24 protein-coding genes are annotated in these 24,921 nt (G+C 57.6%); 16 read left to right on the top strand and 8 right to left on the bottom strand.

Annotated elements, in window-relative coordinates; all coding sequences use genetic code 11:
• The 3 genes from HDE75_RS10100 to HDE75_RS10090 form a co-directional block, all read right to left on the bottom strand.
• Nucleotides 1-562 (bottom strand): hypothetical protein (locus tag HDE75_RS10100; RefSeq protein ID WP_221291782.1); only part of this gene is annotated, 562 nt, incomplete at its 3' end.
• A 46-nt stretch (nucleotides 563-608) separates the two neighbouring features.
• Nucleotides 609-899 (bottom strand): hypothetical protein, encoded by a 291-nt coding sequence (locus HDE75_RS10095; protein WP_183674211.1) that lies wholly within the window; start codon nucleotides 897-899, stop codon nucleotides 609-611.
• 67 nt (nucleotides 900-966) lie between these two features.
• The gene (locus tag HDE75_RS10090) at nucleotides 967-1,752 is read right to left on the bottom strand and encodes an HNH endonuclease signature motif containing protein (protein WP_183674214.1); all 786 of its coding nucleotides are present in this window, start codon (nucleotides 1,750-1,752) and stop codon (nucleotides 967-969) included.
• 611 nt (nucleotides 1,753-2,363) lie between these two features.
• Between HDE75_RS10090 and HDE75_RS10085 the strand changes: the two genes are divergently transcribed.
• From HDE75_RS10085 to HDE75_RS10070, 4 genes are all read left to right on the top strand, one after another.
• Complete coding sequence (locus HDE75_RS10085) at nucleotides 2,364-3,014, top strand: TetR/AcrR family transcriptional regulator (protein ID WP_183674219.1); 651 nt, start codon at nucleotides 2,364-2,366, stop codon at nucleotides 3,012-3,014.
• Nucleotides 3,015-3,183: 169 nt separating this feature from the next.
• A complete protein-coding gene (locus HDE75_RS10080) occupies nucleotides 3,184-3,834 on the top strand; it encodes a protein-L-isoaspartate O-methyltransferase family protein (protein ID WP_183674222.1) in 651 nt (216 codons plus the stop codon).
• A gap of 7 nt (nucleotides 3,835-3,841) precedes the next feature.
• Complete coding sequence (locus HDE75_RS10075) at nucleotides 3,842-4,165, top strand: rhodanese-like domain-containing protein (protein ID WP_183674227.1); 324 nt, start codon at nucleotides 3,842-3,844, stop codon at nucleotides 4,163-4,165.
• A gap of 149 nt (nucleotides 4,166-4,314) precedes the next feature.
• On the top strand, nucleotides 4,315-5,637 hold the full coding sequence (locus HDE75_RS10070; RefSeq protein ID WP_183674230.1) for a TolC family outer membrane protein: 1,323 nt from the start codon (nucleotides 4,315-4,317) through the stop codon (nucleotides 5,635-5,637).
• 75 nt (nucleotides 5,638-5,712) lie between these two features.
• On the opposite strand, the gene gloA is transcribed toward HDE75_RS10070, so the two are convergent.
• From gloA to HDE75_RS10050, 4 genes are all read right to left on the bottom strand, one after another.
• A complete protein-coding gene (gene gloA, locus HDE75_RS10065; protein WP_183674233.1) occupies nucleotides 5,713-6,120 on the bottom strand; it encodes a lactoylglutathione lyase in 408 nt (135 codons plus the stop codon).
• 78 nt (nucleotides 6,121-6,198) lie between these two features.
• The gene (locus HDE75_RS10060) at nucleotides 6,199-6,621 is read right to left on the bottom strand and encodes an OsmC family protein (protein ID WP_183674236.1); all 423 of its coding nucleotides are present in this window, start codon (nucleotides 6,619-6,621) and stop codon (nucleotides 6,199-6,201) included.
• 78 nt (nucleotides 6,622-6,699) lie between these two features.
• Nucleotides 6,700-8,004 (bottom strand): PQQ-dependent sugar dehydrogenase, encoded by a 1,305-nt coding sequence (locus HDE75_RS10055; RefSeq protein WP_183674239.1) that lies wholly within the window; start codon nucleotides 8,002-8,004, stop codon nucleotides 6,700-6,702.
• A gap of 16 nt (nucleotides 8,005-8,020) precedes the next feature.
• Entirely contained in the window at nucleotides 8,021-8,284 is a 264-nt protein-coding gene (locus HDE75_RS10050; protein WP_183674242.1) for a hypothetical protein, read from the bottom strand.
• A gap of 292 nt (nucleotides 8,285-8,576) precedes the next feature.
• Between HDE75_RS10050 and HDE75_RS10045 the strand changes: the two genes are divergently transcribed.
• The 11 genes from HDE75_RS10045 to HDE75_RS09995 all read left to right on the top strand — a co-directional run bounded on the left by HDE75_RS10045 (nucleotide 8,577) and on the right by HDE75_RS09995 (nucleotide 21,531).
• The gene (locus HDE75_RS10045; RefSeq protein WP_260173860.1) at nucleotides 8,577-9,566 is read left to right on the top strand and encodes an NAD kinase; all 990 of its coding nucleotides are present in this window, start codon (nucleotides 8,577-8,579) and stop codon (nucleotides 9,564-9,566) included.
• A 167-nt stretch (nucleotides 9,567-9,733) separates the two neighbouring features.
• Nucleotides 9,734-11,401, top strand: coding sequence for a DNA repair protein RecN (gene recN / locus HDE75_RS10040; protein WP_183674246.1), 1,668 nt, complete (start codon nucleotides 9,734-9,736; stop codon nucleotides 11,399-11,401).
• A 119-nt stretch (nucleotides 11,402-11,520) separates the two neighbouring features.
• Nucleotides 11,521-12,630 carry a ferrochelatase gene (gene hemH / locus HDE75_RS10035; RefSeq protein WP_183674249.1) on the top strand — a complete coding sequence of 370 codons (1,110 nt, stop codon included), beginning with the start codon at nucleotides 11,521-11,523 and terminating at the stop codon, nucleotides 12,628-12,630.
• A 487-nt stretch (nucleotides 12,631-13,117) separates the two neighbouring features.
• Complete coding sequence (grpE, locus tag HDE75_RS10030) at nucleotides 13,118-13,639, top strand: nucleotide exchange factor GrpE (RefSeq protein WP_183674254.1); 522 nt, start codon at nucleotides 13,118-13,120, stop codon at nucleotides 13,637-13,639.
• Nucleotides 13,640-13,729: 90 nt separating this feature from the next.
• Nucleotides 13,730-15,676: a molecular chaperone DnaK gene (dnaK, locus tag HDE75_RS10025; RefSeq protein WP_183674256.1), complete on the top strand. Its 1,947-nt coding sequence runs from the start codon at nucleotides 13,730-13,732 to the stop codon at nucleotides 15,674-15,676.
• A 160-nt stretch (nucleotides 15,677-15,836) separates the two neighbouring features.
• Complete coding sequence (gene dnaJ, locus HDE75_RS10020) at nucleotides 15,837-16,967, top strand: molecular chaperone DnaJ (RefSeq protein WP_183674258.1); 1,131 nt, start codon at nucleotides 15,837-15,839, stop codon at nucleotides 16,965-16,967.
• Between the two features lie 111 nt (nucleotides 16,968-17,078).
• Entirely contained in the window at nucleotides 17,079-17,747 is a 669-nt protein-coding gene (gene can / locus HDE75_RS10015) for a carbonate dehydratase (RefSeq protein WP_183674262.1), read from the top strand.
• Between the two features lie 106 nt (nucleotides 17,748-17,853).
• Nucleotides 17,854-18,762 (top strand): TauD/TfdA dioxygenase family protein, encoded by a 909-nt coding sequence (locus HDE75_RS10010; protein ID WP_183674266.1) that lies wholly within the window; start codon nucleotides 17,854-17,856, stop codon nucleotides 18,760-18,762.
• A gap of 72 nt (nucleotides 18,763-18,834) precedes the next feature.
• Complete coding sequence (locus tag HDE75_RS10005) at nucleotides 18,835-19,809, top strand: ABC transporter substrate-binding protein (RefSeq protein ID WP_409254909.1); 975 nt, start codon at nucleotides 18,835-18,837, stop codon at nucleotides 19,807-19,809.
• Between the two features lies 1 nt (nucleotide 19,810).
• Nucleotides 19,811-20,659 carry an ABC transporter ATP-binding protein gene (locus tag HDE75_RS10000; RefSeq protein ID WP_183674272.1) on the top strand — a complete coding sequence of 283 codons (849 nt, stop codon included), beginning with the start codon at nucleotides 19,811-19,813 and terminating at the stop codon, nucleotides 20,657-20,659.
• Nucleotides 20,656-21,531, top strand: coding sequence for an ABC transporter permease (locus HDE75_RS09995; protein WP_183674275.1), 876 nt, complete (start codon nucleotides 20,656-20,658; stop codon nucleotides 21,529-21,531). Before HDE75_RS10000 ends, HDE75_RS09995 begins: the two co-directional genes overlap by 4 nt.
• On the opposite strand, the gene HDE75_RS09990 is transcribed toward HDE75_RS09995, so the two are convergent.
• Nucleotides 21,532-22,419, bottom strand: coding sequence for an HTH-type transcriptional regulator ArgP (locus tag HDE75_RS09990; protein ID WP_183674278.1), 888 nt, complete (start codon nucleotides 22,417-22,419; stop codon nucleotides 21,532-21,534).
• 152 nt (nucleotides 22,420-22,571) lie between these two features.
• Between HDE75_RS09990 and HDE75_RS09985 the strand changes: the two genes are divergently transcribed.
• Nucleotides 22,572-24,920, top strand: coding sequence for a penicillin-binding protein 1A (locus tag HDE75_RS09985; RefSeq protein WP_311735169.1), 2,349 nt, complete (start codon nucleotides 22,572-22,574; stop codon nucleotides 24,918-24,920).
• The last annotated feature ends 1 nt before the right edge of the window (nucleotide 24,921 follow it).

Raw genomic sequence — 24,921 nt, 5'->3', positions numbered from 1 at the left:
AGGGGAAAACGTACGTCTTTGCTTGCTCATCAAACACCTCTCCATGGCGAGCATTCTCGCCTAAATCAGTGTCCGGGTACATTAAACCACTACAGTTACTTGCACCAGCGATCTTCGTCGCAGAAGCACAGCGCATTTCTGACTTCATATAGTTGAAGACAAACGAAGCTGACGTAATGTTCAGCATCTTGTCGCACTGACCAACAAGTTCTTTGTGTCCAGCCACCGTCATTGATACGCCGTCATCAATCCTTTTTGATTGGATTAGTACGCCTTTAGAGTAAGTAAGCTGCGGGGTTTTAATTGACACGTGGAACAACATGTCTGCACCTGCCTTCTTCTCCTGCGCAGCAACTCCTTTACGGTGTCTGAGAATAGACGAAGACCAATTGATGTCTCCTATTTTTTCGTCAAATGCTGAGTCCAGCCGACCGATCAGCGCCCCAGTTATATCATCTTCATCTATCACGAGGCCATCCGCATACTTCTGCATTGCTGCGCCGACAGCACGATCAGCGGCGTGTGCCGCTGCACGAAACGCTTCTTCAAGATTACTTGGCATCTAGGCTCCAAACCGAAAGTTTTCAAAACATCTCAACGCCGCAGGCTTATACCTTGGGGCGATTTAACAAGTCTTGCTTTAAAGCAGCTGCATACTTTAGGTTGATCTCTAGTGCAGGCAACTCTTCTACAGCGCCGTTGGGGAAAATGATATGAACAATTTCTTCATAGCCTGTTGGGCGACCTACATCGTCAAAACCTTTGGCTCGGAATGTTCCAGTTATGACAGTTGTTATATCACTGGCGGAAATCGGGCCAAGATTTGTTTCTTTAAATTGATAATCTTTAGGCATAACTTTCCAAGCAAAATATTTAATTTTAAATAATATTATCTTCAACTATTTCATATGCTAATCTCCTTTTGGTCAGCATATGAAACTCTTGGCTGAAGTCAACGAGCTACTTTTACCAGCCAACAAATGATACCAAATTGACTTCAGGATACGTAGATCTTAGATAGCTCAGTAAAGGATAGTATGAATCCGCTAGTTCCTGCATAAGTTGATGAACTTGATGATGTGCAGTGCGGCGCTCATCTTGGTTAAGCTCACGATTGAGATGGCTAACGTTAGGATCAGCATTAATCAAAGTGCCTGGCATGTAGACATTCTTGTTGTTTATCAACGCATGCTGCTCGTAGTCCACAAGATAATTAATGGCATGCAAGAAAGCGAGATAATATCGCTCTAAGCTTTGATCGCTAAAGGGTCGGCATTGAACATTGTCTTTGGCGAAATTTGTAAACGTTTCAGTCAAATAAAGTAAACGATGATCGAACCTCTCTGGCAAACCATCAGTAAGAACAACCACTTGGGTAAATGGGAAGTAATGCATAAAAGATCGCAGTCCTCCTACGTCCATAACCCGCCCTTGGCTTTGATGATCAAACACACGGCGAACGTAAGCTTCATGCTCGTCTTTTATCTCATGCAATAGCCGCGCAGGAAAGGCATCTTCGTTGTCGTCAACCTCGGTATGGTGATTTGGGCAGAGCAGGATCAAGTTCTCGTAGCCGTTGACATCGCCGTCTACCTGTAAGCCACCTCTTGCACCACCCTTGTTTTTTGCAATGATATGCGCCATTTCTCCAATCTTTACCTCTCGCTGAACTATCTCTATCTTGCACATGCTGCATCGGCCAGCCGCCATGCCAAAGAGCTTGGATATTGTCTTGTCTGATATGCCTGCCATGTCGCTCCAATGCTTAAAGGGTTTTGTTGCATACTAGCACCAAATGATATTTTCTCCGACTCTAAGAATCTAGAATTTAAACTGATAAACGCGCTATCTAGACGAGTCTTTATAGATCGAATCGGTGAGGGGGATGTAACTTTAGTATTTCTCGCTGCATTAGCACAGCGACCGCTGAAACCGAGATCGAGTTACGGTCAGTTAATGCTGAATTAGTGATGCTGGACAAATGTCTGAAGTCACAAAGGGAGAACACAATGCGTTCCTTGCAGAATTGAGGTTGCTTGGGGGGGCCTGAAGATTTAGCTGCTTTGATCAGAACCCCGCTTTTAAATTTGGCGCCATCTGGAGACCTCTCAATCGCTACGTGCTTCGATGTCGTGGTGTCAGTTGCGCTATGATCTATCTTTTCGTGACTTAAACCGTTGCCTCTCTGCCTCTTAGAACAGTTTAACTCGCCGTGCAATAGGTTGTGTCGTTGCGTGCAAGAGGATATGTCGCTAGTGCAATCGGATGTGTCGTCCAACGCCGACGTAACAACACCAGCGCTTGACCTGTCCTGTATACAGGTCTAACATTAATGACTCGAAAGTAAGTTACCCGGATCAGACATGCACGCCCAGATTGATACCAAGCCCCGCTGGGAGCGGCGCAAGGATGCCCGCCCACAGGAATTGCTCGCCGCCGCCCTCGATTTGTTTGTCGAACGGGGCTTTGCGTCGACGCGGCTGGAGGATGTGGCCAAGCGGGCGGGGGTATCGAAGGGCACCTTGTATCTGTATTTCGAGAACAAGCAGGAACTGTTCAAGGCCGTGGTGCGCGACAATATCGTGCATGCGATCGTCGAAGTGGAAGATAGTCTGGCCACTTCCGAGAGCAGCAGCGCGGACTTGTTGCGCAGTATTCTGATGCAGTGGTGGGAGCAGTTTGGCGCTACGCGCCTGGCCGGCCTGACCAAGTTGATGATGGCCGAGGCGAATAATTTCCCCGAGCTGGCGCAGTTTTACAACGAAGAAGTGGTCACGCGCGGCAACGGCTTGCTGACCAGGGTGATTGCGCGCGGCATGACCCGCGGCGAATTCCGCCAGGTCGACCCGGTGATTGTCAGCGCCATTGTCAGCGCGCCGGTGACAATGCTGATGATGTGGACGCATTCCTTCCTGCCGTGCGACCCGAAGGAGATCAATCCTGTCGACTATATGAATGCCTTTATTGACATCAGTTTGCGCGGTTTGTATCTGCAGCCGCCAGGAAAAAACTGAGGCTGGCAGAGTAGCACTACCGTTCAGTTGCCCATTTTCCAAGGTTCACCCCCTCAAATCTGCAGATCGTCGCAAATTTCCTCCATCCCCCATCTTTATCGTTACCATGTGCTTTCAGCCAGTTCAACGATAAAATGGCGGATTATTACTTCACTTACCGAGTCTAAAGATGAATATCGAACAAGCCCGCTTCAATATGATCGAACAGCAAATCCGTCCATGGGACGTACTGGATATCGACGTACTGGAGCTGTTGAACGTGGTCAAGCGTGAAGATTTCGTGCCGGCAGCCTATAAGAACCTGGCTTTCATCGATACCGAAATCCCATTGAGCGGCGGTGAAAGCATGTTCACGCCGAAGCTGGAAGCCCGTATTTTGCAAGAAGTTGCCGTCAAGAAGCATGAGAACGTGCTGGAAATCGGCACCGGCAGCGGCTACATGGCTGCCTTGCTGGCGCACAAGGCGCGTCATGTGACGAGCGTGGAAATCGTGCCGCAACTGAAAACGCTGGCCGAGCAAACCCTGGCCGCGAATGGCGTGACGAACGTGACCGTGGAACTGGGCGATGGTGCCCAAGGCTGGAGCAAGGCTGCCCCTTACGATGTGATCGTGGTGTCCGGTGCGCTGGCAGTGTTGCCTGAAGCGATTTTGCAACAGGTTAAAGTTGGCGGCCGCATCCTGGCCATCATCGGCGAAGCACCGATCATGTCGGCGCACCTGATTACCCGCAGCTCGGACAAGGCTTACGACACGCGCAAGGTATTTGAAACCAATGTTGCGCCGCTGCAGGCAGTGGCACCGTCGCACTTCCAGTTCTGAGACGGCGATGGAGCATTTGAGTGCACCACAGCTGGCCGCCTGGCTGGCTGATCCCTCCCGCCCGCGTCCCTTGCTGCTCGATGTGCGCGAACAATGGGAATTCGAGATTTGCCAGCTCGATGGCGCTACCTTGATGCCGATGCAGTCGATTCCCGGCCGCATCGACGATCTCGATGAAGATGCCGAGATCGTTTGCATCTGCCATCACGGCGCGCGCAGTCTGAACGTCGCTGCCTTCCTGGAGCACCATGGTTTTGGCAAGATCAGTAATTTGACGGGCGGCATGCATGCCTGGGCTGTGCAAGTCGACAGCGCCATGTCCAAATACTAAGTACTCGTAGTAAAGATGTGATCCCAGGCGCGCACCGCGTGCACGCCTGTGGATGATTGCAGCCCGCATTTATTCAGAATCAGACGGGCGCAAGGCAGTACCAAATTTTTGATTTGATCAACTTTTGACGACTCCAACGGAGAAATGCAATGCGGAAACCCCTTATCGCCGTGCTGATGACCAGCGCTTTTTTCTCGAGCTATGCGCACGCGGCCGATCTCATCCAGGTATACCAACAGGCCTTGGCCAATGACGCGCAGTACGCCAGCGCGCGCGCTGCCCTGTCGGCCGGCATGGAAAGGGTTCCGCAAGGCTTGTCAGGTTTGCTGCCACAGGTTAATGCATCGGGCAGCAATACGCGTGGCAATATCGAGCAGATTGCGTTTGACCAGACCGGTAACAAGTTCACTGGTCCGACCGTCAATGTCCACACGAATGCGTATAACCTGACCCTGGCGCAACCGCTGTTCCGTTGGGACCGTTGGGAAACCTATCAGCAAAGCAAGCTGGCGCAGGCGATAGCCGAAGCGCAATTCGCGCAAGTGCAGCAAGACTTGATCACCCGCGTGGCGCAAGCATATTTCGATGTGCTGAGCGCGCAAGACAATCTGGGCGCGACCCAGGCGCAAAAAGTGGCGACGACAGAACAGCTGGCATCGGCCAAGCGCAATTTTGAAGTCGGCACGCAAACCATTACCGATACCCACGAAGCACAAGCTGCCTACGACCTGGTGGTAGCGCAAGAGTTTGCCGCCATCAATGACCTGGCCAACAAGCGCAGCGCCTTGCAAACCATTATCGGTGCAACCGCACCGGCGCTGGCGCCGATGCGCACAGGCGTGCTGCTCAGTGCACCGGAGCCGGCCGCCATCGAGCCGTGGGTATCGTCGGCCGAAGAGCAAAACTTCGGTGTCGTCACGGCGCAGTTCAATGTGGAATCGGCCAAGCGTGATATCGGCCGCAACCGTGCCGGTCACCTTCCGACCGTGGATCTGATCGCCAACGCCGGCCATACCTACACCACGGGCGGTGTGGGCGGTAGCAACAACAACGCCATCGGCGTGCAGTGGAGTATCCCGATCTTCAGCGGTTTTGCCGTCACCAGCAAGGTGCGCGAATCGATCGCGCTGGAAGACAAGGCCCGCAACGACCTGGAAACGGCACGCCGCACGGCTGCGCAAAATGCGCGCCAGGCTTACCTGGGCGTCAACAGTGGCCTGGCGCAAGTGAAGGCATTGGAAGCGGCCGAAGTGTCGAGCAAATCGGCGCTGGAATCGAACCAGCTCGGTTATCAGGTGGGCGTGCGTATCAATATCGACGTCTTGAATGCACAGAAACAATTGTTCTCGACGCAAAAAGACCTGTCGAAAGCCCGCTACGACACCATCATGAATGGCTTGCGCCTGAAGTCGGCAGCCGGCACCCTGAAGGAAACAGACTTGATGCCAGTGAACGCGCTGCTCGACAGATAATTCAGTTCATTCGGCACGCATAAAAAAACCAGCACCGCTGACGGTGCTGGTTTTTCTTCGTGCGCAGTAATGAGATCAGAGTCCGGCACCCTGGCCGTCGAACTTGCGTTCTATTAATTCGATCTTGTAGCCATCCGGGTCGGTAATAAAGGCGATCACGGTATTGCCGCCTTTCACGGGACCCGGCTCGCGCGTGACGTTGCCGCCATTGGCGCGCGCCGCGTCGCAGGCGGCAACGATATCTTCGGCCGAGATGGCGATATGGCCGTAAGCCGTGCCCAGATCGTAGCTGCTGGTGCCGTAGTTATACGTCAATTCCAGTTCCGCGTGGTCTGGATTCGAACCGTAGCCAACGAAGGCCAGGGTGTACTGGTATTCCGGATTGTCGCTGGTGCGCAACAACTTCATGCCCAGCACCTTGGTGTAAAAATCGATAGAGCGTTGCAGGTCGCCGACCCGCAACATGGTGTGCAAAATACGCATGGTAAATCCTTGATGGTGATAGGGTGAATGGCAGGATTTTATGCGTTTTGCGACAATTCTGCTGAGGCCGGCATCGAACTATTCCAGATGCGCGTCCATGGTCACTTCCGTGGCCAGCAATTTCGACACGGGGCAACCGAGCTTGGCCCGTAGCGCCGCATCCTGGAATGCTGCATCGGTAGCGCCTGGTATGCTGGCCGTCAATGTCAGGTGCACCGCCGTGATCGCATAACTGCCATCGATTTTTTCCAGCGTTACATCGGCCGTGGTTTTCAGGGCCGAAGCGCGCAGGCCTGCTTCGCCCAATTGGCCAGACAAGGCCATGGTGAAGCAGGCGGCATGGGCAGCGCCGATCAATTCTTCCGGATTGCTGCCGGGCCCGTCTTCAAAACGCGTGTTGAAGCCGTAAGGCACATTGTCGAGTGCGCCGCTTTGGGTGGAAATAAACCCCTTGCCCTCTTTAAGGCCGCCACTCCAGACGGCCGATCCTGTTTTTTTCATGATGTCCTCCTTGCGTGGTATGAACGTTCATCATGCGCGCCACACCCTTGCGCTTCCGTTCGTTGCGTCACACTGTTTTTACTTTACCGGCGCCACGCGCCAGATAACATTGCCCACATCGTCGGCGACAAGCAAGGCGCCCGCCTTGTCGACGGCTACGCCGACGGGCCGGCCTTGCGCATGGCCATCGGCATCCAGAAAACCACTGACAAAATCTTGCGGCGGACCGGATGGCACGCCTTGCACAAATGGCACGAAGATGACTTTATAGCCGCTGAAAGGCTTGCGGTTCCAGGAACCGTGCTGGCCGATGAAGGCACCGCCCTGGTAGCGCGCGGGAAACAGCTTGCTGTCATAAAAAGCCAGGCCCAGCGAAGCTGTGTGCGCACCCAGCGCGTAATCGGGCGCGATCGCCTTGGCCACCATATCTGGCTGCGGCGGCTTCACGCGCACATCGACATGCTGGCCGTAATAGCTGTAGGGCCAGCCATAGAAAGCGCCATCCTTGACCGAAGTCATGTAGTCCGGTACCAGCTGATTACCTAGTTCATCGCGCTCGTTGACGGCCGTCCACAGTACCTTGCTCGACGGTTGCCAATCCATGCCGTTCGGATTGCGCAGTCCGCTGGCATACACGCGCGCCTTGCCCGTGGCGCGCTCGAATTGCCAGATGGCGGCGCGGCCTTTTTCAGCCGCGATACCGTTCTCGCCCACATTGCTGTTCGACCCCACTGAGACATACAGGAATTTTCCATCGGGACTGGCCACCACGTTCTTGGTCCAGTGATGGTTGATGGGGCCGCCGGGCAAGTCCATCACTTTCGTGCCCTGCGCCGTGATGCTGGTTTGCCCAGTTTGATACGGGAAGCGGACCAGCGCATCAGCGTTGGCGACGTATAAATCGTTACCTACCAGCGCCATGCCGAACGGCGACTGCAAGTTTTGCAGGAACACCGTGCGCGATTGCGCCACGCCGTTCGCATCGAGGCCGCGCAGCAAGGTGATACGGTTGGCGCTGGTGGTGCCGGCACCGGCCTTTTTCATTTGCATCTGCATGATGGCGCCCTTGATGCCCTTGTTGTCTTCCGGCTTGGGGGGCGCATTGGTTTCCGCCACCAGTACGTCGCCATTCGGCAAGACATACAGCCAGCGCGGATGGTCGAGGCCGCTCGCATAAGCACTGATGGCAAAGCCGGCCGCCACCGTGGGGCGCGCATTGCCTTGCCAGCGCTGTACGGGCGCCACATTCACGGTGGGGATCAATTGTTTCTCGGGCGCCGGCAAGGCAGGGCTGGGGCCGAAGTCGGACGGCATGGTTTGGGCATGGACCAGGCTGGCGCTGGCCAGCACCGTCAATGTCAGAACATAAGCAAGGTGTCGCATGGTCTCTCCTCGGCATTCAGTCTGGTTTCGGATCGCTATCGGCTTCGGGTTTGGCTTGCCGCGGTGGCGCTGGCTTGACCTTTTCCACGCCCGGCTGGGCATGGCGGTCGGTATCGACCAGGCCCTGTTCCAGATCACTGGCGGCCTGCTTCATGACTTCGCGCTGTTTCGGGTGCTGCGCATCGGGCGATTCGTCGCGCTCATGCGGCAAGCGGCGCACGCCATCGTTCTTGACCTTTTCATCGGTATTGATCTTGCGGTCTGCATGTTCGGCAACCATATGGCCTCCTGTGGGGTGGGGCGCGCAGCATGAATAGCGCGCCATTGCCAGCCAGTCTACAAGTGCGAAGCGCTGGCGACGGCGCGTTGACGCACACATGGCTGCTTCTTTTGTGCTATTCCTGTCCCCTCATCCCGATTACACTGCATGCAAGACTTATCGAACGCCTCTTGCGGGCATGCCGCCATCGCACTATACTGTTCATATATACAGTATTTTGACAGCAGTTTTTGATTGCTGGCGGGTGCAAGCCTGGGGCGTATTGCCACCGAATTCATTTGCCGAGACTTTTATGCCCGTCGATAAACACGCTGACTTGCCAACGGATACACTGCCTGCCGCAGCATCAGGTACAGATTCCAGCACAGTTTCCAACGCAGTCCCCAACTTCACTCAGGGCGCCAAAACCATCGCGCTGGTCGTGCGCCAGAATACCGATGGCATCGTCGACTCCGTGCGCAGCATCGTCGACTTTTTGCAGGGACTGGGCCACCGCGTCGTGTTTGAAGCGGAGACCGCTGCGCACATGGCGTTTACGGGCGTGGATGCCATGACTGCCGCCGAGATCGGCGCCGCCGCCGACTGCGCTATCGTCATGGGCGGCGACGGCACCATGCTGGGCATTGCGCGCCAGCTGGCGCCATTCGACGTACCCTTGATCGGCATCAATCAAGGGCGGCTGGGTTTCATGACGGATATTCCGCTCGACCGCATGCTGCCGGTGCTGGCGGAAATTCTCAGTGGCCGGTTCAAGGCCGAGCGCCGCACCTTGTTGGAGGGCAGCGTGCTGCGCGACGGTCAAGCGATCCATGTCGGCATGGCCGTCAATGACGTGGTCGTCTCGCGCGGCACGGGAGCCGGCATGGCCGAATTGCGCGTCGAAGTCGATGGACACTTCATGTACAACCAGCGCTCGGACGGCTTGATCATCGCCACGCCAACGGGCTCGACCGCGTATGCGCTGTCGGCCGGCGGCCCCTTGCTGCACCCGACCCTGGGCGGCATCGTGCTGGTGCCGATCGCGCCGCATGCCTTGTCGAACCGGCCCATCGTGCTGCCCGATTCCAGCCAGATCGTGGTCGAGATCGTGCGTGGACGCGATATCAGCGTCAATTTCGACATGCAGACCTTTGCCAGCCTGAGCCAGCAAGACCGTATTCTGATACGCCGTTCGCCGCACACGATTACCTTCCTGCATCCCGAAGGGTGGAGTTATTACCACACCCTGCGTGAAAAACTGCACTGGAACGAGTACCCGTCGGGCGAGGGCAAGCTTAGCTAACTTTAACCACAAGGACGCCTGAAAAATCGTAGCGAGCGGAAGGAAGTTGTGGATGAGAAACGCAACTGTACGAAGGTACAGTGAGCATCGCAGGCCGCAAATGCCGACGCGCAGTAGGTTTTGACAGGCGTTTTAACCCGCGGTCCGCCGCCTCACTCGCAAAGCCTATGCTCCATACACTGTCCATCCGCGATTTTGTCATTGTCGATACCATAGAACTGGAATTTTCCGCAGGCTTCAGTGTACTGACGGGCGAGACGGGCGCCGGTAAATCCATCCTGATCGATGCGCTGACCCTGGCGTTGGGTGGCCGGGGCGACGCCAGCGTGGTGCGCGAAGGCGCGGCCAAGGCTGACATTACGGCCGATTTTTCCGTCAGCGAAGTGGCGCAAGCCTGGCTGGTGGCCAATGAGTTCGCCAACGACCATGGCGGTGCGCTGCTGCGCCGCGTGATCGACAATGCAGGCCGCTCGAAAGCCTATATCAACGGCATCGCCGCCACCGCGGCGCAATTGCGTGAACTGGGCGACATGCTGGTCGATATCCACGGCCAGCACGCGCACCAGTCCTTGCTGAAAAGCGAAGCCCAGCGGGCTTTGCTCGATGGCCAGGCGACGGCGCGCGAAGCGGGCGCCGAACAGGATGCGCGCCAGGTGGCGGCGCTGCACAAGCGCTGGCGCGCGCTGGTGCGCCAGCGCGAAGAATTCGAAACCAACGCGGCCAACGTACTGTACGAGCGCGAGCGCCTGGAATGGCAAGTGGGCGAGCTGGAAAAACTGGCCGCCAAGCCTGGCGAATGGACCGAGATCACGAACGAGCACAGCCGCTTGTCGCACGCGGCCAGCTTGCTGGAAGGCGCGCAGGAAGCCTTGTCGATCATTTCCGAATCGGAAGACCATCCTATCGTCTCGCAACTGTCTTCCCTAAACCAGAAGCTGGGCAAGCTGGTGTCTGTCGATGCGGAATTGCAACCCATCGTCGACCTGATCGAATCGTCGCGCATTCAATTGCAGGAATCCGTGTATGCGCTGAACAATTATCTGGACCGGGTGGAACTGGACCCGGACCGCTTGCACCAGCTCGATGCGCGCATGGAAGCGATGCACAGCACGGCGAGAAAGTTCCGGGTCCAGCCCGAAGAATTACCGGATGAACACGCCAAGCTGTCGGAAAAACTGCAGCACCTGGCCGACGCCAGCGATATCGAAGGCTTGTTGCGTCAGGAAAAGAAAATCGAGGCGGAATACCGCGTCGTGGCTGAGCGCCTGTCCAGCACGCGGCAGGCGGCCGCGCTGGAACTGGGGCAGGCCGTTACACGCGCCATGCAGGAATTGAGCATGATAGGCGGCAGCTTCGAGATTGCCCTGAACCCGTGCGAACCGGCGGCCCACGGCCTGGAGCAGGTGGAATTCCTGGTGGCCGGCCATGCGGGTACGGCGCCGCGCTCGCTGGCGAAAGTGGCGTCCGGCGGCGAACTTGCGCGTATCGCGCTGGCGATTTCCGTGATCACCTCGCATGCCACCACCACGCCGACCCTGATCTTCGATGAAGTCGATAGCGGCATCGGTGGCGGCGTGGCCGAAGTGGTGGGGCGGCTGTTGAAACGCCTGGGGCAGGGACGGCAAGTGCTGTGCGTGACCCACTTGCCGCAAGTGGCCAGCCAGGCCAACCAGCATTTCCAGGTAGCAAAAAGTACCCTGGAAAATGGCAAGACGGCTTCGCGCATCGACATGCTCGACGCCAAGGCGCGCGTGGAAGAAGTGGCGCGCATGCTGGGCGGCCTGGAAATCACCGCCACCACGCGCAAGCATGCACGGGAATTGCTGGCCACTTGACTGGGGTCAGACCCCCAATGCCACTAACGTCAAGCTCAGCGCTAACGCATCCGGGGGGCTGACCCCGGTACTAACAACTATAATGGCTGGCTAATACCACCATTCCTTGAAAAGCCTACATGACATTTCAAACCGAGCCGCCTTACACGCATGGCAGTATGGACCGCAGTGCCGTGGTACTAGTGAACCTGGGTACGCCCGATGCGCCCACTTCTTCGGCCGTGCGGCGTTACCTGAAGCAATTCCTGTCCGATCCGCGCGTGGTGGAAATTCCCCGTGCCGTATGGTGGTTTATCCTGAACCTGATTATCCTGCCGTTTCGCTCCAGCCAGTCGGCCAAAAAATACGCATCGATCTGGACGCGCGAGGGTTCGCCACTGAAAGTCCATACGCAAAAGCAGGCTAAGCTGCTGGCTGGCGAGCTGGCTGCACGTGGTCATGATGGCGTGACGGTGGCCATGGCCATGCGTTATGGTTCCCCTTCCTTGCCCGAGGTGCTGGCGCAACTGAAGCGCGAAGGCTGCGAGCGCATCGCCATCCTGCCCGCTTATCCGCAATATTCTGGCACCACCACCGGGTCCATCTACGACGCCGTGTTTGCCCACTACGCCACAGTGCGCAATGTGCCCGAGTTGCGTTTCATCAAGCAATACCACGAGCACGATACCTATATCGACGCCTTGCGCGACTCCGTGCTGAACCACTGGGAAACTCATGGCCGGCCCGAGAAACTGGTGATGAGTTTCCATGGCGTGCCCAAGCGCACCTTACTGCTGGGCGATCCGTACCACTGCCAGTGCCTGAAGACGGCGCGTTTGTTGGCGGAAAAGTTGCAATTGAGTAAGGATCAATACCTGGTGACTTTCCAGTCGCGTTTCGGCAAGGCCGAGTGGCTGCAGCCCTATACGGCGCCGACCCTGGTGGCGCTGGCGCAGCAAGGTGTCAAGCGGGTCGATTTGTTATGCCCGGGCTTTACCAGCGATTGCCTGGAAACCCTGGAAGAGATCGCCATGGAAGCAAAACATGATTTCGAAGCAGCGGGTGGCGAGCACTTCCATTACATCGCTTGCCTGAATGAAACGCCGCGCTGGATCACGGGTTTGGCGGAAATTGCCGAGCAGCATATGATAGGCTGGCCGACCATGAAGACGGCGGCCCAGCGCGAAGCCGACAAGCAGGACGGGGAACAAGCCCGCGCCGCCGCCCTGGCATTGGGTGCGACGAACTGAGGAGTTGCTGCTTCAGCTAAATAAAACAAGGCCGCGCTTGCGCGGCTTTGTGCTGTCTGGCGCGATCACATTTTCCAACAAGCAACAGCGACAGTGGCGGTGGCGCTTGCGAGGCTGGTAGAATGCCGGGTTTGCCAGCTTAAGGCTGCAAATATGGCTGCAACTGCGCAAGACAGATCAAGGCGGTGGCAAGGAGGGCGTAAGCCACGATGGAAACGCTAATGATAGGCAGTTTCATCATTCTCTCCTTGACAGGGGATGGGTTCGCGCGGAGCTGTAACCCGCATGCTTCATGATAGATCGCGGCGCACGAATCGAATACCCGGAAAATCGGATAGATTTGTAATAAGCTGTAACATCGGCACGCGTGACCAGCGGTTGCGTTGCAACACCCCTTGAAACAGTCAGACTTAGCCCCATCTGCCGGTAAGTGTTGTAAAGATATGTAGCCTAACTAATATTAGTCATTGAATGTAGGAGCTTTCAGATGCAAGATCAGGAAAACCAAGCTGTACCTAATCCGCAAGCGGACGCCGCGACTGCCGCCGAGCCTACTTTGGAAGAGCAGCTGGCGAGTACCGAAGCGCGTCTTGCAGAAATGCACGATGCCTTCATGCGTGCCAAGGCCGATGGCGAAAACATTCGCCGCCGTGCCCAGGAAGATGTTGCTAAAGCACATAAATTCGCAGTAGAAAGCTTTGCCGAAGCCCTGGTGCCCGTCAAGGACAGCCTGGAAACGGCCCTGACGGTCGAAGCGCCAACCTTGGAATCGCTGAAAGAAGGCGTCGAAATGACCCTGAAACAGTTGACCGCCGCGTTTGAACGCAACCGCCTGCTTGAAATCCTGCCGGTACAGGGCGAAAAGCTCGATCCGATGAAACATCAGGCAGTTGCCGTGGTGCCAGCGGAGCAGGAAGCCAACACAGTTGTGTCGGTATTGCAAAAGGGCTATATGATTGCGGACCGTTTGTTGCGTCCCGCTATCGTGACCACCGCGCAAGCAAAATAATCAGAGTGCGGCATCAAGCAAGCCTTGAAACCATGCCGCTTTGCCACATATAAGAACCATCTGAAATCTAGCAAATAAAAGGAAAAAATCATGGGTAGAATTATCGGTATCGATCTGGGAACCACAAATTCCTGCGTTTCCATCATGGAAAACGGTCAACCAAAGGTAATCGAAAACGCTGAAGGCGCACGCACGACGCCGTCGATTATTGCTTATCAAGAAGATGGCGAAATTCTCGTTGGCGCACCGGCAAAACGCCAGGCTGTGACCAATCCACAGAACACGCTGTTCGCAGTGAAGCGTCTGATCGGTCGCAAGTTCGACGAAAAAGAAGTGCAAAAAGACATCGCCTTGATGCCTTACAAGATCATGAAAGCCGACAACGGCGATGCATGGATCGGCGTACGCGACAAAAAACTGGCGCCGCCACAAATTTCGGCTGAAGTCCTGCGCAAGATGAAAAAAACCGCAGAAGACTACCTCGGTGAAGAAGTCACCGAAGCCGTCATCACCGTGCCTGCGTATTTCAACGATTCGCAACGTCAAGCCACCAAAGACGCTGGCCGTATCGCTGGTCTGGACGTCAAGCGCATCATCAACGAGCCTACCGCAGCAGCGCTGGCATTCGGCCTGGACAAGACCGAAAAGGGCGACCGCAAGATCGCCGTATATGACCTGGGCGGCGGCACGTTCGACGTTTCCATCATTGAAATCGCTGACGTTGATGGCGAAAAACAATTTGAAGTGCTGTCGACCAACGGCGACACCTTCCTGGGCGGCGAAGACTTCGACCAGCGCATCATCGATTACATCATCGAAGAATTCAAGAAAATCAACGGCCTGGACCTGAAAAAAGATCCGATCGCCCTGCAGCGCATCAAGGCTTCGGCCGAGCGCGCGAAGATCGAACTGTCGTCGTCGCAGCAAACCGAAATCAACGAGCCGTACATCGCGATGGCCAATGGCGCACCGGTCCACTTGAACCTGAAAATGACCCGCGCCAAGCTGGAGTCGCTGGTGGAAGAGCTGATCATCGCCACCATCGAGCCATGCCGCACCGCTATCAAAGATGCTGGCGTGAAAGTGTCGGACATCGATGACATCATCCTGGTCGGCGGTATGACCCGCATGCCTAAGGTGCAAGAGAAAGTCAAAGAATTCTTCGGCAAAGATCCACGCAAAGACGTGAATCCGGACGAAGCCGTCGCCGTGGGCGCAGCGATCCAAGGTTCGGTCCTGTCGGGCGAACGCAAAGACTTGCTGTTGCTGGACGTAACGCCATTGTCTCTGGGTATCGAAACCCTGGGCGGCGTGATGACCAAGATGATCCACAAAAACACCACGATCCCGACCAAGTTCAGCCAGGTGTTCTCGACCGCCGATGACAACCAGCCTGCGGTGACCATCAAGGTTTACCAAGGTGAGCGTGAAATCGCTGCCGGCAACAAAGGCCTGGGCGAATTCAATCTGGAAGGCATCCCGCCAGCAGCACGCGGCACGCCACAGATCGAAGTAACCTTCGACATCGACGCCAACGGCATCTTGCATGTAGGCGCAAAAGACAAGGCGACCGGCAAGGAAAACAAGATCACGATCAAGGCCAACTCCGGCTTGACCGAAGATGAAATCCAGAAAATGGTCAAAGACGCCGAGCTGAACGCGGAAGAAGACAAAAAGGTCAAGGAATTGGCCGAGTCGCGCAACCAGGCTGATGCTCTGGTACACTCGACCCGCAAATCGCTGACCGAATACGGCGACAAGCTCGACGCTGGCGAGAAAGAAAAGATCGAAGCAGCGATTACCGACCTGGAAGCAAGCATCAAGGCTGGCGACAAGGCCGAGATCGACGCCAAAGTGGAAGCACTGTCGACCGCATCGCAGAAACTGGGCGAAAAAATGTACGCCGACATGCAAGCGCAACAAGCTGCCGGCGGCGCAGAAGGTGCACAACAGCAAGCTGCTGGTGCATCCGACGCTGGCGCAAAGCACGATGACGTGGTTGACGCTGACTTCAAAGAAGTCAAAGACAGCAAGTAATTGTCTTACGCTCCCCTAACACGGGAGCAACCGGGCTGTATGCTACGTCGCGGAATTTCTCTGCGAAGACCGGCCGAGCCGAGTCGCCGCCCCGCGGCACTCGACTCGGCTTTTTCGTGTAACTTTTACATCAGTAGATAGACTGCAAGGTGCCGACAACATGGCAAAGCGTGATTTTTACGAGACACTCGGTGTCGCAAAAAATGCTTCGGAAGAAGAGATCAAAAAGGCTTACCGCAAACTGGCGATGAAATACCATCCGGACCGCAATCCGGACAGTAAGGAATCGGAAGAAAAGTTCAAGGAAGTCAAAGAAGCCTACGAAATGCTGACCAATCCGGAAAAGCGCGATGCATACGACCGTTACGGTCATGCTGGCGTGGACCCGAACATGGGTGGCGGCGGTGGCGGCTTTGGTGGCGGCGGTTTTGCCGACAGCTTTGGCGATATCTTTGGCGACATCTTTGGCGGTGGCGGTGGACGCAGCCGCAATGCGGGTCCACAAGTGTACCGTGGCGCCGACTTGCGCTATAACCTGGAAATTACGCTGGAGCAAGCTGCTCACGGCTTCGACACGACTATCCGCGTGCCGAGTTGGGACAAGTGCGATACTTGCCACGGCAGCGGCGCCAAGCCAGGCACTTCGCCGACCACTTGCGGTACGTGCGGCGGCCACGGCCAGGTGCGCATGCAGCAAGGTTTCTTCAGCATCCAGCAAACTTGCCCGAAATGCCATGGTAGCGGCAAGGTCATCACCGATCCTTGTACGCCTTGCGGCGGCGCAGGCCGCATCAAGCGCAACAAGACGCTGGAAGTCAAGATTCCTGTTGGCATCGACAATGGCATGCGTATCCGCTCGTCCGGCAACGGCGAACCAGGTACGAATGGCGGCCCGTCCGGCGACCTGTATGTGGAAATCCACATCAAGCCGCACGCCGTATTCCAGCGCGAAGGTGATGACCTGCATTGCGAAATGCCGATCTCATTCACCAAGGCAGCCCTGGGCGGTGAAATCGAAGTACCTACCCTGAACGGCAAGGTATCGTTCACGATTCCTGAAGGCACCCAGTCGGGCAAGACTTTCCGCTTGAAAGGCAAGGGCATCAAGGGCGTGCGTTCCGGTTACGCGGGCGATCTGTTCTGCCACGTGGCCATCGAAACGCCGGTGAAACTGACGGAAAAGCAAAAAGAATTGCTGCGTGACTTTGAAAAATCCACTACCGAGGGCGGTGCCAAGCACAGTCCTCAAAGCAAGACCTGGAAAGATAAGGTCAAGGATTTTTTTGAATAAGCAGCAGTAATACGAAGCGCCGGGATGCTCAACCATCCCGGCGTTTTTTTAACCGGAAGCGGATATTGCGGCGCCTTGCGCGCAATGTCCGTTTTATCAAATGGGAGCGATATGACCGAAGTTAAAAGCGGCCAGGCCCTGGCAGAGTTGCTGTTACGCAACCGCCGTTGGGCCGACTCAATGGTGGAGAAGGATCCGAACTTCTTCAAGAATCTGGAAGCCCAGACTTCGCCCGAATATCTGTGGATCGGCTGTTCCGACAGCCGTGTTCCCGCCAACGAATTGCTGGGCATGGCGCCTGGCGACGTATTTGTGCACCGGAATATCGCCAACGTGGTCGTGCATTCCGACCTCAACTGTCTTTCCGTATTGCAATTTGCAGTGGACGTGCTGAAAGTCAAACACGTCATCATCGTCGGCCATTATGGCTGCAAGGGCGTGCATGCGGCCCTGACGGGCACGCGCATCGGCCTGGTCGACAACTGGCTGCGCCATGTGCAGGATGTAGGGCAGAAACATGAGCGCTACCTCGGTGAAGTGCTGGGCAGCCGCGAGCGCAGCGACCGCCTGTGTGAATTGAACGTCGTCGAACAAGTCTTGAACGTCTGCCAGACCACCATCGTGCAAGATGCCTGGGAACGCGGCCAGGAACTCAGCGTACACGGCTGGGTGTATGGCTTGAAAGATGGTCTGTTGAATGACCTGGACATGACCGTCACGGCCGGCCATGAACTGGCCCCGCGCATGGCGGCCCGCCTGGCCCGCTACGAAGCGGTATAAGCCAGTTGTATCAGCACAATCTGCATATCCATATAGGATAAGCTTCGTTTGCAAGGATGGCCGACCGGCATACAGTGAACATCCCTCGTTCACTGATGAATCCATCATGTCGGCCGTCCTCGAATCCCCCGTTTCTACCAGCAACTTGGCTAGCCAGTTGCGCAGCAACTTCCATATCGAAGCCTTCGATGCACCCCTGGGCGCGCAAGTCGTGGGCCTGGACCTGGCGCAGCCCTTGTCGCTCAGCGATTTCCAGCGCGTACACCACGCCCATCTCGACCATCACGTGCTGGTGTTCCGTGACCAGCACATCACGCCGCAGCAGCAAATCGATTTCAGCCGCCGCTTTGGCGCCTTGCAAATCCACGTGCTGCACCAGTTCCAGCTGCCGCAGCACCCGGAAATCCTGATCATTTCGAATATCGTCGAAAACGGCCAACCTATCGGCCTGGGCGATGCGGGCCATTTCTGGCATTCGGACTTGTCTTATAAAGAAATTCCCAGCCTCGGTTCCATGTTGCACGCGCAAGAGTTGCCCGAGGAAGGCGGCGATACCGTGTTTGCCAATATGCACCTGGCCTGGGAAAGCTTGCCGGCTGCGCTGCGCCACGTCGTGCGCGGCGCGCATGCCGAACACAGTTATTTATGCCAGTACGAGGAATTGCGCCGCCGCAATCCCTGGCGGCCCGCACTGACGCAGGCGCAGATCGATGCAGTGCAGCCCGTCACGCATCCCATCGTGCGCGTGCATCCGGAAACGGGACGGCGCGCCCTGTTTGTCAGCGAACATTTCACCACGCGCATCGTCGGCTTGCCCGACGATGAAAGCCGCGCCGTACTCGACGAACTGTTTGCCCACAGTGTGCGCCCCGAACATTTATATGTGCACCGATGGCAGGCGCGCGACCTGGTGTTCTGGGATAACCGTTCCCTGATGCATCTGGCCACCGGTTGCCCACCGGAACAGCGCCGCAAGCTGTTCCGCACCACCATCGAAGGCGATGCGCCGTACTGATTTCTTTCACCAGGAGTGTCCATGTTGAAGTCGTTTGCTCTCGTCCGCCGCCGTCTGACCGCCGCCCTGGCGATGCTGTGTTTGCTGACGATGGGGGCTTCCATGGCCCGCGCCGAAGGACAATTGCGCATCGCCGGCCAGTATGGCATCACCTTTCTGCTGCTCAATATCGCGCAGGAGCAAAAGCTGATCGAAAAGCATGGCAAGCAGCTTGGCGTCGATATCAAGGTGGACTGGGTCACCTTGTCGGGTGGGCCAGCCATCAATGACGCTTTGTTGTCGGGCAATATCGATATCGCCGGTGCAGGCCTGGGGCCATTGCTGACCATCTGGGACCGCACGCGCGGGCGGCAAAATGTGCGTGGCGTGGCTTCCCTGGGCAATTTCCCCTACTACCTGGTCAGCAATAATCCCAAGGTGAAAACCCTGGCTGACTTGACGGACAAGGACCGCATCGCCTTGCCGGCCGTGTCCGTCTCCGTGCAGGCGCGCATCCTGCAAATGGCGGTGGCGAAACAATGGGGCGACAAGGAATTCGCGCGCCTCGACAAGATCACGCAGACTTTACCTCACCCGGATGCGGCCGCCGCCATCATTGCGGGCGGCACGGAATTGACTGGGCATTTCGGCAATTCGCCATTTCAGGAACAGGAGCTGGCGCAAAACCCGAATGCCCACATTATCTTGAATTCCTATGAAGTGCAGGGTGGCCCCAGCTCATCAACCCTGCTGTATGCGACCGAGAAATTCCGTAAAGACAATCCGAAAACTTACCATGCCTTTGTCGCGGCCCTGGCTGAAGCGGCCCAGTATGCGAGCAGCAATCCGCAGGGAGCGGCCGACATTTATATCAAGCTCAACAAGAGCAAGGTGGACCGCAATCTGCTGTTGAAAATCTTTGCCAACCCGCAAGTGCAATTCAAGATCGCACCGCAAAACACCCTGGGCCTGGGGCAATTCCTGCACCGGGTGAACGCCATCCGCAACCGGCCCGACAGCTGGCGCGATTATTTCTTTGATGACCCGGCCATCGGACAAGGAAGCTGAGATGCACACACCTGCTTTTCAACTGGTACGCCCGCCTGCCGGCGTGGCGCCGCTGCTGTCCGTCGACAAGGTCAGCCTGGAATACCGCAGCGAGCAGCGCACCGTGCGCGCCACGCATGAAGTCAGTTTTGACGTATTCCGGGGCGACCGTTTTGTCTTGCTGGGACCATCCGGCTGCGGCAAGTCGTCGCTCTTGAAAGCGGTGGCGGGTTTTATTGCCCCTCGCTCGGGCAGCATCACCATGGAAGGTTTGCCGATCAAAAAGCCGGGGCCGGACCGGGTGGTGGTGTTCCAGGAATTCGACCAGTTGCCACCGTGGAAAACGGTGCTGGAAAACGTGATGTTCCCCTTGCTGGCCAGCAAGCGCCTGGACAAGGTGGCGGCCCGCGAGCGTGCCCATCACTGGATAGCTAAAGTGGGCCTGGCCGGTTTTGAGCAAGCCCATCCGCATACCTTGTCGGGTGGCATGAAACAGCGGGTGGCGATTGCCCGCGCGCTGGCCATGCAGCCGGAAGTGCTGCTGATGGATGAACCGTTCGCCGCGCTCGATGCTTTGACGCGGCGCAAGATGCAGGAAGAACTGGGGCGTTTGTGGGAAGAACTGCGTTTTACGCTGGTGTTCGTCACGCACTCGATCGAGGAAGCGCTGGTGGTGGGCAACCGCATCTTGCTGCTGTCGCCCCATCCGGGCCGGGTCAGGGCGGAATTGAACAGCCATCAATTCGGTTTGCACAGCGCGGGCAGCGCCGAATTCCAGGCGGCCAGCAGCCGCATCCACGGCTTGCTGTTCGATGAGGAGACCACCGTCGCCGAAACGGCCGAACATGATTTGCACAGGAGCGTCGTATGAGTTTGCTGCTGGAACCACCGATCCGCCAGGAATTCGTCTACGCCGCGCCGCCACCCGCAGGCATCGCCGTCGAACTGCCATTGCCGCGCTGGCAGCACTTATGGCAACAGGCGGGCTGGCGCAAGGGCTTGATCCTGATCGTCCTGGCTCTGCTGTGGGAAGGCACGGCGCGCTGGACCAATAACGATTTATTATTGCCCAGTTTTTGGCAGACGGCGCAGGCGTTTGTGGGCGGCATCGCCAGCGGAGAATTGCTCACGCGCACGGGCGCGTCCTTGAATGTCTTGCTGCAAGGTTATGTGCTGGGTCTGCTGGCCGCATTCCTGCTGACCTTGCTCGCCGTCTCCACCCGCATTGGACGCGACGTGCTGGAAACCTTGACCGCCATGTTTAATCCCTTGCCTGCCATCGCCTTGCTGCCGTTGGCCCTGCTTTGGTTCGGCCTGGGCCGGGGCAGCTTGATCTTCGTCATCGTGCATTCCGTGATGTGGCCGCTGGCCTTGAACACCTATGCAGGGTTTCAAAGTGTGCCTGAAACCTTGCGCATGGCGGGCCGCAACTATGGCTTGAGCGGCTTGCGCCTGGTGCTGCATATCCTCGTGCCGGGCGCCTTGCCATCGATCGTCTCGGGTTTGAAGATAGGCTGGGCCTTTGCCTGGCGTACCCTGATCGCAGCCGAACTGGTGTTTGGCACCACGTCTTCGGGGCAAGGCGGCCTGGGCTGGTACATCTTCCAGAACCGCAATGAACTTTACACGGACAAGGTCTTCGCGGGCCTGGCGGCCGTGATCGTGATCGGCTTGCTGGTGGAAAACATCGGTTTCCGCACCTTGGAGCGGGTCACCCTGAAGCGCTGGGGTATGCAGCGCTGATCACTTCAACACTGTGCGTGCCGCTGCAATGATTTGCCGCGACAGCTGCTCCATGCGCGGCGATTGCACCTTCCACGTGTGCCAGTACAGGGCCACATCGGCGGGCGCCTTGGGCGCCAGCATTTCCACCAGATCCCCATCGGTATTGGCCTTCAGCAGCAGCTCGGGCACCATGCCGTAACCGAGGCCATAGCGGATGGCGTTGAAATGCGAGGTGGCGCCCGGCACGTAATGGCAGGGATAGGCTCCTTCAGGCAAGCCCAGCGTTTCTTGCAGGAACGACGATTGCAGGGTGTCCTTGCGCGTGTACGCCACCACGGGCGCCGTGCGGGCCGCCTTGCGCGTCAGGCCGTGCGCAAACCACTGCTGGCGAAACGCTGGTGTGGCTACCAGCCAATAGCGCATCACGCCCAGCGGCTCGGCCGTGCAACCACGCATGGGCTTGGCTTCCGTGCTGATGCAGCCGATCGCCATGCCTGTTTCCAGCAAGGTATAAGTATGGTCCTGGTCTTCCACGGTCAGGTCCAGCAGCACCCGCTCGCGTATCAGCACTTCCGACAGGGCCGGGAAAAACCAGGTGCCCATGGAATCCGCGTTCAGCGCCAGCACCAGGGTCAGCGGCGCATCTTGCTGCACCGCCAGTTCCGCTTCCAGGTCCGCTTCCAGCAGCGCGGCGCGCTTCAGATACTGCATCAGGCGCTGGCCCGTGCGCGTGGCGCGGGCAGGGCGGCTGCGTACGATCAGTGCATTGCCCAGCTGGCTTTCCAGCGCCCGCACGCGCTGCGAAATGGCGGGCGACGTCAGGTGCAGCTGCAACGCTGCCTGCTCGAAACTGCCCGTCTCGACGACGGCGCGAAAGGCGTCCGTGTGTTTGGGATTGAGGTTCATGGGACTTCGCCTAAGATTAGAAAAATTTATCAATACTAAATAATACTTAATTTTCATAAGGATAACCGTGTTGCGATGCACAATGCCTCTTTGCGCGGTATATGGCGCAGCAGGGAGGTCGTCATATGGAACAGCAAACGCAACAAAAATCAGTGCGCAAACCACAATCCCGGCTGGCCCGGAATGTGAAATTCGGCCTGGGTGTGACTTTGGGCTTGGCCCTGGCGACCGCGCTGGCGGGCGGCTGGTGGCTGCGCCAGGCGTGGCTGGACTTGCCGAACGTCGAACACCTCGCGCAATACAAGCCGGCCCTGCCGCTGCGGATTTTTTCCAGCGAGGGTGAACTGCTGGCTGAATACGGCGAAGAGCGCCGCGAATTCCTGCCTCTGAAGCAAATCCCGCTGCGCATGCGGCAAGCCTTGCTGGCCATCGAAGATGCGCGTTTCTATGAACACGGCGCCGTCGACTTTATGGGCTTGGCGCGGGCGACCCTGGCCAACGTCGTCACGGGCCGCCATGCGCAGGGCGCCAGTACCATCACCATGCAGGTGGCGCGCGGCTTTTTCCTGTCGCGCGACAAAACCGTGCAGCGCAAGCTGACTGAAATGCTGCTGGCCTACAAGCTGGAACAGCATTACGGCAAGGACAAGCTGCTGGAACTGTATATGAACCAGATTTATCTGGGCGAGCGTTCCTACGGTTTTTCCGCTGCATCGAACATTTATTTCGACAAGCCGCTGGCCGATCTGACTGTCGCGGAAGCGGCCATGCTGGCCGGCTTGCCCAAGGCGCCGTCAGCCTACAACCCGGTCGCCAATCCGACGCGGGCCAAGCTGCGCCAGCGCTACATCTTGCAGCGCATGCGCGAACTGGGTGACATCACCCAGGCGGAATACGATGCGGCCGTGGCCGAGCCACTGGTGCTGAACCAGAGCCGCAACAGCTCGGTGCAGGCTGCCGCGTATGCGGTCGAGGAAGCGCGCCAGCTGATATTGCAAAGTTATCCCGAAGGCGCGTACAGCATGGGCCTGGATGTGACGACGACTATCCGCATGGCGCCTCAGCGGGCTGCCGACCAGGCGCTGCGGAACGGATTGCTCAATGCTCAGGCGCGGCGCGGTTATCGCGGCCCGGAAGCGCGCCTGCCCGCATCCACTGACAGCGTGGCGCGCCAGTTATCGCCCTATCCGGATAGCGGCGAGCTGCAGGCGGCGCTGGTGCGCAAGGTGGACACTGGCGGCAAGCGCCTGCTGACGGCGCAGCTGCGCAATGGCGAAGAGATCAGCGTTGCCGCCTCGGAAACGCGCCTGGGCGGCAAGCTGCCTCTGGAAGGCAAGCAAGCCGTGGCCGAGGGCAGCGTGATCCGCGTGGTGCACGATGCGCTGAAGAAGCGCTGGCTGTTAAGCCAGTTACCGGAGATGGAAGGCGCCGTGATTTCCATCGATGCCCAGAGTGGCGAAATCGTCGCCATGGCGGGCGGCTTCGATTTTTACCGCAACCACTATAACCACGCCACGCAGGCTTACCGCCAGCCCGGTTCCAGCTTCAAACCGTTCGTGTATTCGGCGGCGCTGGAAAAAGGCTACTTCCCTGGCAGCGAAGTGGATGACACGCAGCGCTTGCTGCTGCCGCAGGAAACGGGCGCACAGCCCTGGCGTCCGCGCAATTATGGCGACAATTACGAAGGCTTCATCAGCGTGCGGCGCGGGCTGATACGTTCGAAAAACCTGGTAGCCGTCAGCCTGATGCAAGCTGCCGGTCCCGCTTATGTACAGCAGTTCGCCACCGGCTTCGGCTTTGAGGGCGCACGCAATCCCGTCTCGCTGCCGCTGGCGCTGGGTGCGGGCGCCGTCACGCCGCTGCAACTGGCGCAAGCGTATTCGGTGTTCGCCAACGATGGACTGCAAATGCCGCCCAAGCTGATCAAGGAAGTGCGCAGCCGCGGTGGTGCGGTGCTGTTCAGCGATACGGCGCCACGCGCCAAGGGCGAGGAAATTACCGGTACGCGTATCATCTCCGCCCGCAACGCCTACGTGATGGACAGCATACTGCGCGACGTGGTCAGGAGCGGCACCGGGCGCGGCGCGCTGGCGCTGGGCCGCAGCGACGCCGCCGGCAAGACGGGCACCTCGAACAATGCCTATGACGCCTGGTTTGCCGGCTATTCCTCGGGCCTGGTTTCCGTCGTCTGGCTCGGCTACGACCAGCCCAAGAGCCTGGGCAACGCCACCGGCGGCACGCTGGCGCTGCCCGTCTGGCGCGACTACATGCAGGTGGCCGTGCAGGGCCGGCGCGAACAGGCGCACAGCGAGCCGGAAGGCCTGGCCATGCTCGATGGCGATTATGTGTATGCCGAATACCTCGATGGCGACTGCGTCAAGGATAATTACGATTTTATCCACAGCAGCGTCAGTTGCGGTAGCAGCAAGGCCAACGAGGCGCGCAGCCTGAGCGAAGCGCGCGAACGCGAACAAATTCTCAAATCATTTTCGGAAGAGTAAG

It is taken from the genome of Janthinobacterium silvisoli (assembly GCF_014200725.1).
Taxonomy (GTDB): Bacteria; Pseudomonadota; Gammaproteobacteria; order Burkholderiales; family Burkholderiaceae_D; genus Janthinobacterium.
The sequence above is the reverse complement of the archived record's forward strand: the minus strand, read 5'-3'. Positions and strand labels throughout refer to the sequence as shown.

Bases quoted from the DNA above. Each gene is read 5' to 3' on its own strand.
- HDE75_RS10090 (WP_183674214.1), bottom strand. From the start codon at position 1,752: ATGGCAGGCATATCAGACAAGACAATATCCAAGCTCTTTGGCATGGCG.
- HDE75_RS10085 (WP_183674219.1), top strand. From the start codon at position 2,364: ATGCACGCCCAGATTGATACCAAGCCCCGCTGGGAGCGGCGCAAGGAT.
- HDE75_RS10080 (WP_183674222.1), top strand. From the start codon at position 3,184: ATGAATATCGAACAAGCCCGCTTCAATATGATCGAACAGCAAATCCGT.
- HDE75_RS10075 (WP_183674227.1), top strand. From the start codon at position 3,842: ATGGAGCATTTGAGTGCACCACAGCTGGCCGCCTGGCTGGCTGATCCC.
- HDE75_RS10070 (WP_183674230.1), top strand. From the start codon at position 4,315: ATGCGGAAACCCCTTATCGCCGTGCTGATGACCAGCGCTTTTTTCTCG.
- gloA (WP_183674233.1), bottom strand. From the start codon at position 6,120: ATGCGTATTTTGCACACCATGTTGCGGGTCGGCGACCTGCAACGCTCT.
- HDE75_RS10060 (WP_183674236.1), bottom strand. From the start codon at position 6,621: ATGAAAAAAACAGGATCGGCCGTCTGGAGTGGCGGCCTTAAAGAGGGC.
- HDE75_RS10055 (WP_183674239.1), bottom strand. From the start codon at position 8,004: ATGCGACACCTTGCTTATGTTCTGACATTGACGGTGCTGGCCAGCGCC.
- HDE75_RS10050 (WP_183674242.1), bottom strand. From the start codon at position 8,284: ATGGTTGCCGAACATGCAGACCGCAAGATCAATACCGATGAAAAGGTC.
- HDE75_RS10045 (WP_260173860.1), top strand. From the start codon at position 8,577: ATGCCCGTCGATAAACACGCTGACTTGCCAACGGATACACTGCCTGCC.
- recN (WP_183674246.1), top strand. From the start codon at position 9,734: ATGCTCCATACACTGTCCATCCGCGATTTTGTCATTGTCGATACCATA.
- hemH (WP_183674249.1), top strand. From the start codon at position 11,521: ATGACATTTCAAACCGAGCCGCCTTACACGCATGGCAGTATGGACCGC.
- grpE (WP_183674254.1), top strand. From the start codon at position 13,118: ATGCAAGATCAGGAAAACCAAGCTGTACCTAATCCGCAAGCGGACGCC.
- dnaK (WP_183674256.1), top strand. From the start codon at position 13,730: ATGGGTAGAATTATCGGTATCGATCTGGGAACCACAAATTCCTGCGTT.
- dnaJ (WP_183674258.1), top strand. From the start codon at position 15,837: ATGGCAAAGCGTGATTTTTACGAGACACTCGGTGTCGCAAAAAATGCT.
- can (WP_183674262.1), top strand. From the start codon at position 17,079: ATGACCGAAGTTAAAAGCGGCCAGGCCCTGGCAGAGTTGCTGTTACGC.
- HDE75_RS10010 (WP_183674266.1), top strand. From the start codon at position 17,854: ATGTCGGCCGTCCTCGAATCCCCCGTTTCTACCAGCAACTTGGCTAGC.
- HDE75_RS10005 (WP_409254909.1), top strand. From the start codon at position 18,835: ATGCTGTGTTTGCTGACGATGGGGGCTTCCATGGCCCGCGCCGAAGGA.
- HDE75_RS10000 (WP_183674272.1), top strand. From the start codon at position 19,811: ATGCACACACCTGCTTTTCAACTGGTACGCCCGCCTGCCGGCGTGGCG.
- HDE75_RS09995 (WP_183674275.1), top strand. From the start codon at position 20,656: ATGAGTTTGCTGCTGGAACCACCGATCCGCCAGGAATTCGTCTACGCC.
- HDE75_RS09990 (WP_183674278.1), bottom strand. From the start codon at position 22,419: ATGAACCTCAATCCCAAACACACGGACGCCTTTCGCGCCGTCGTCGAG.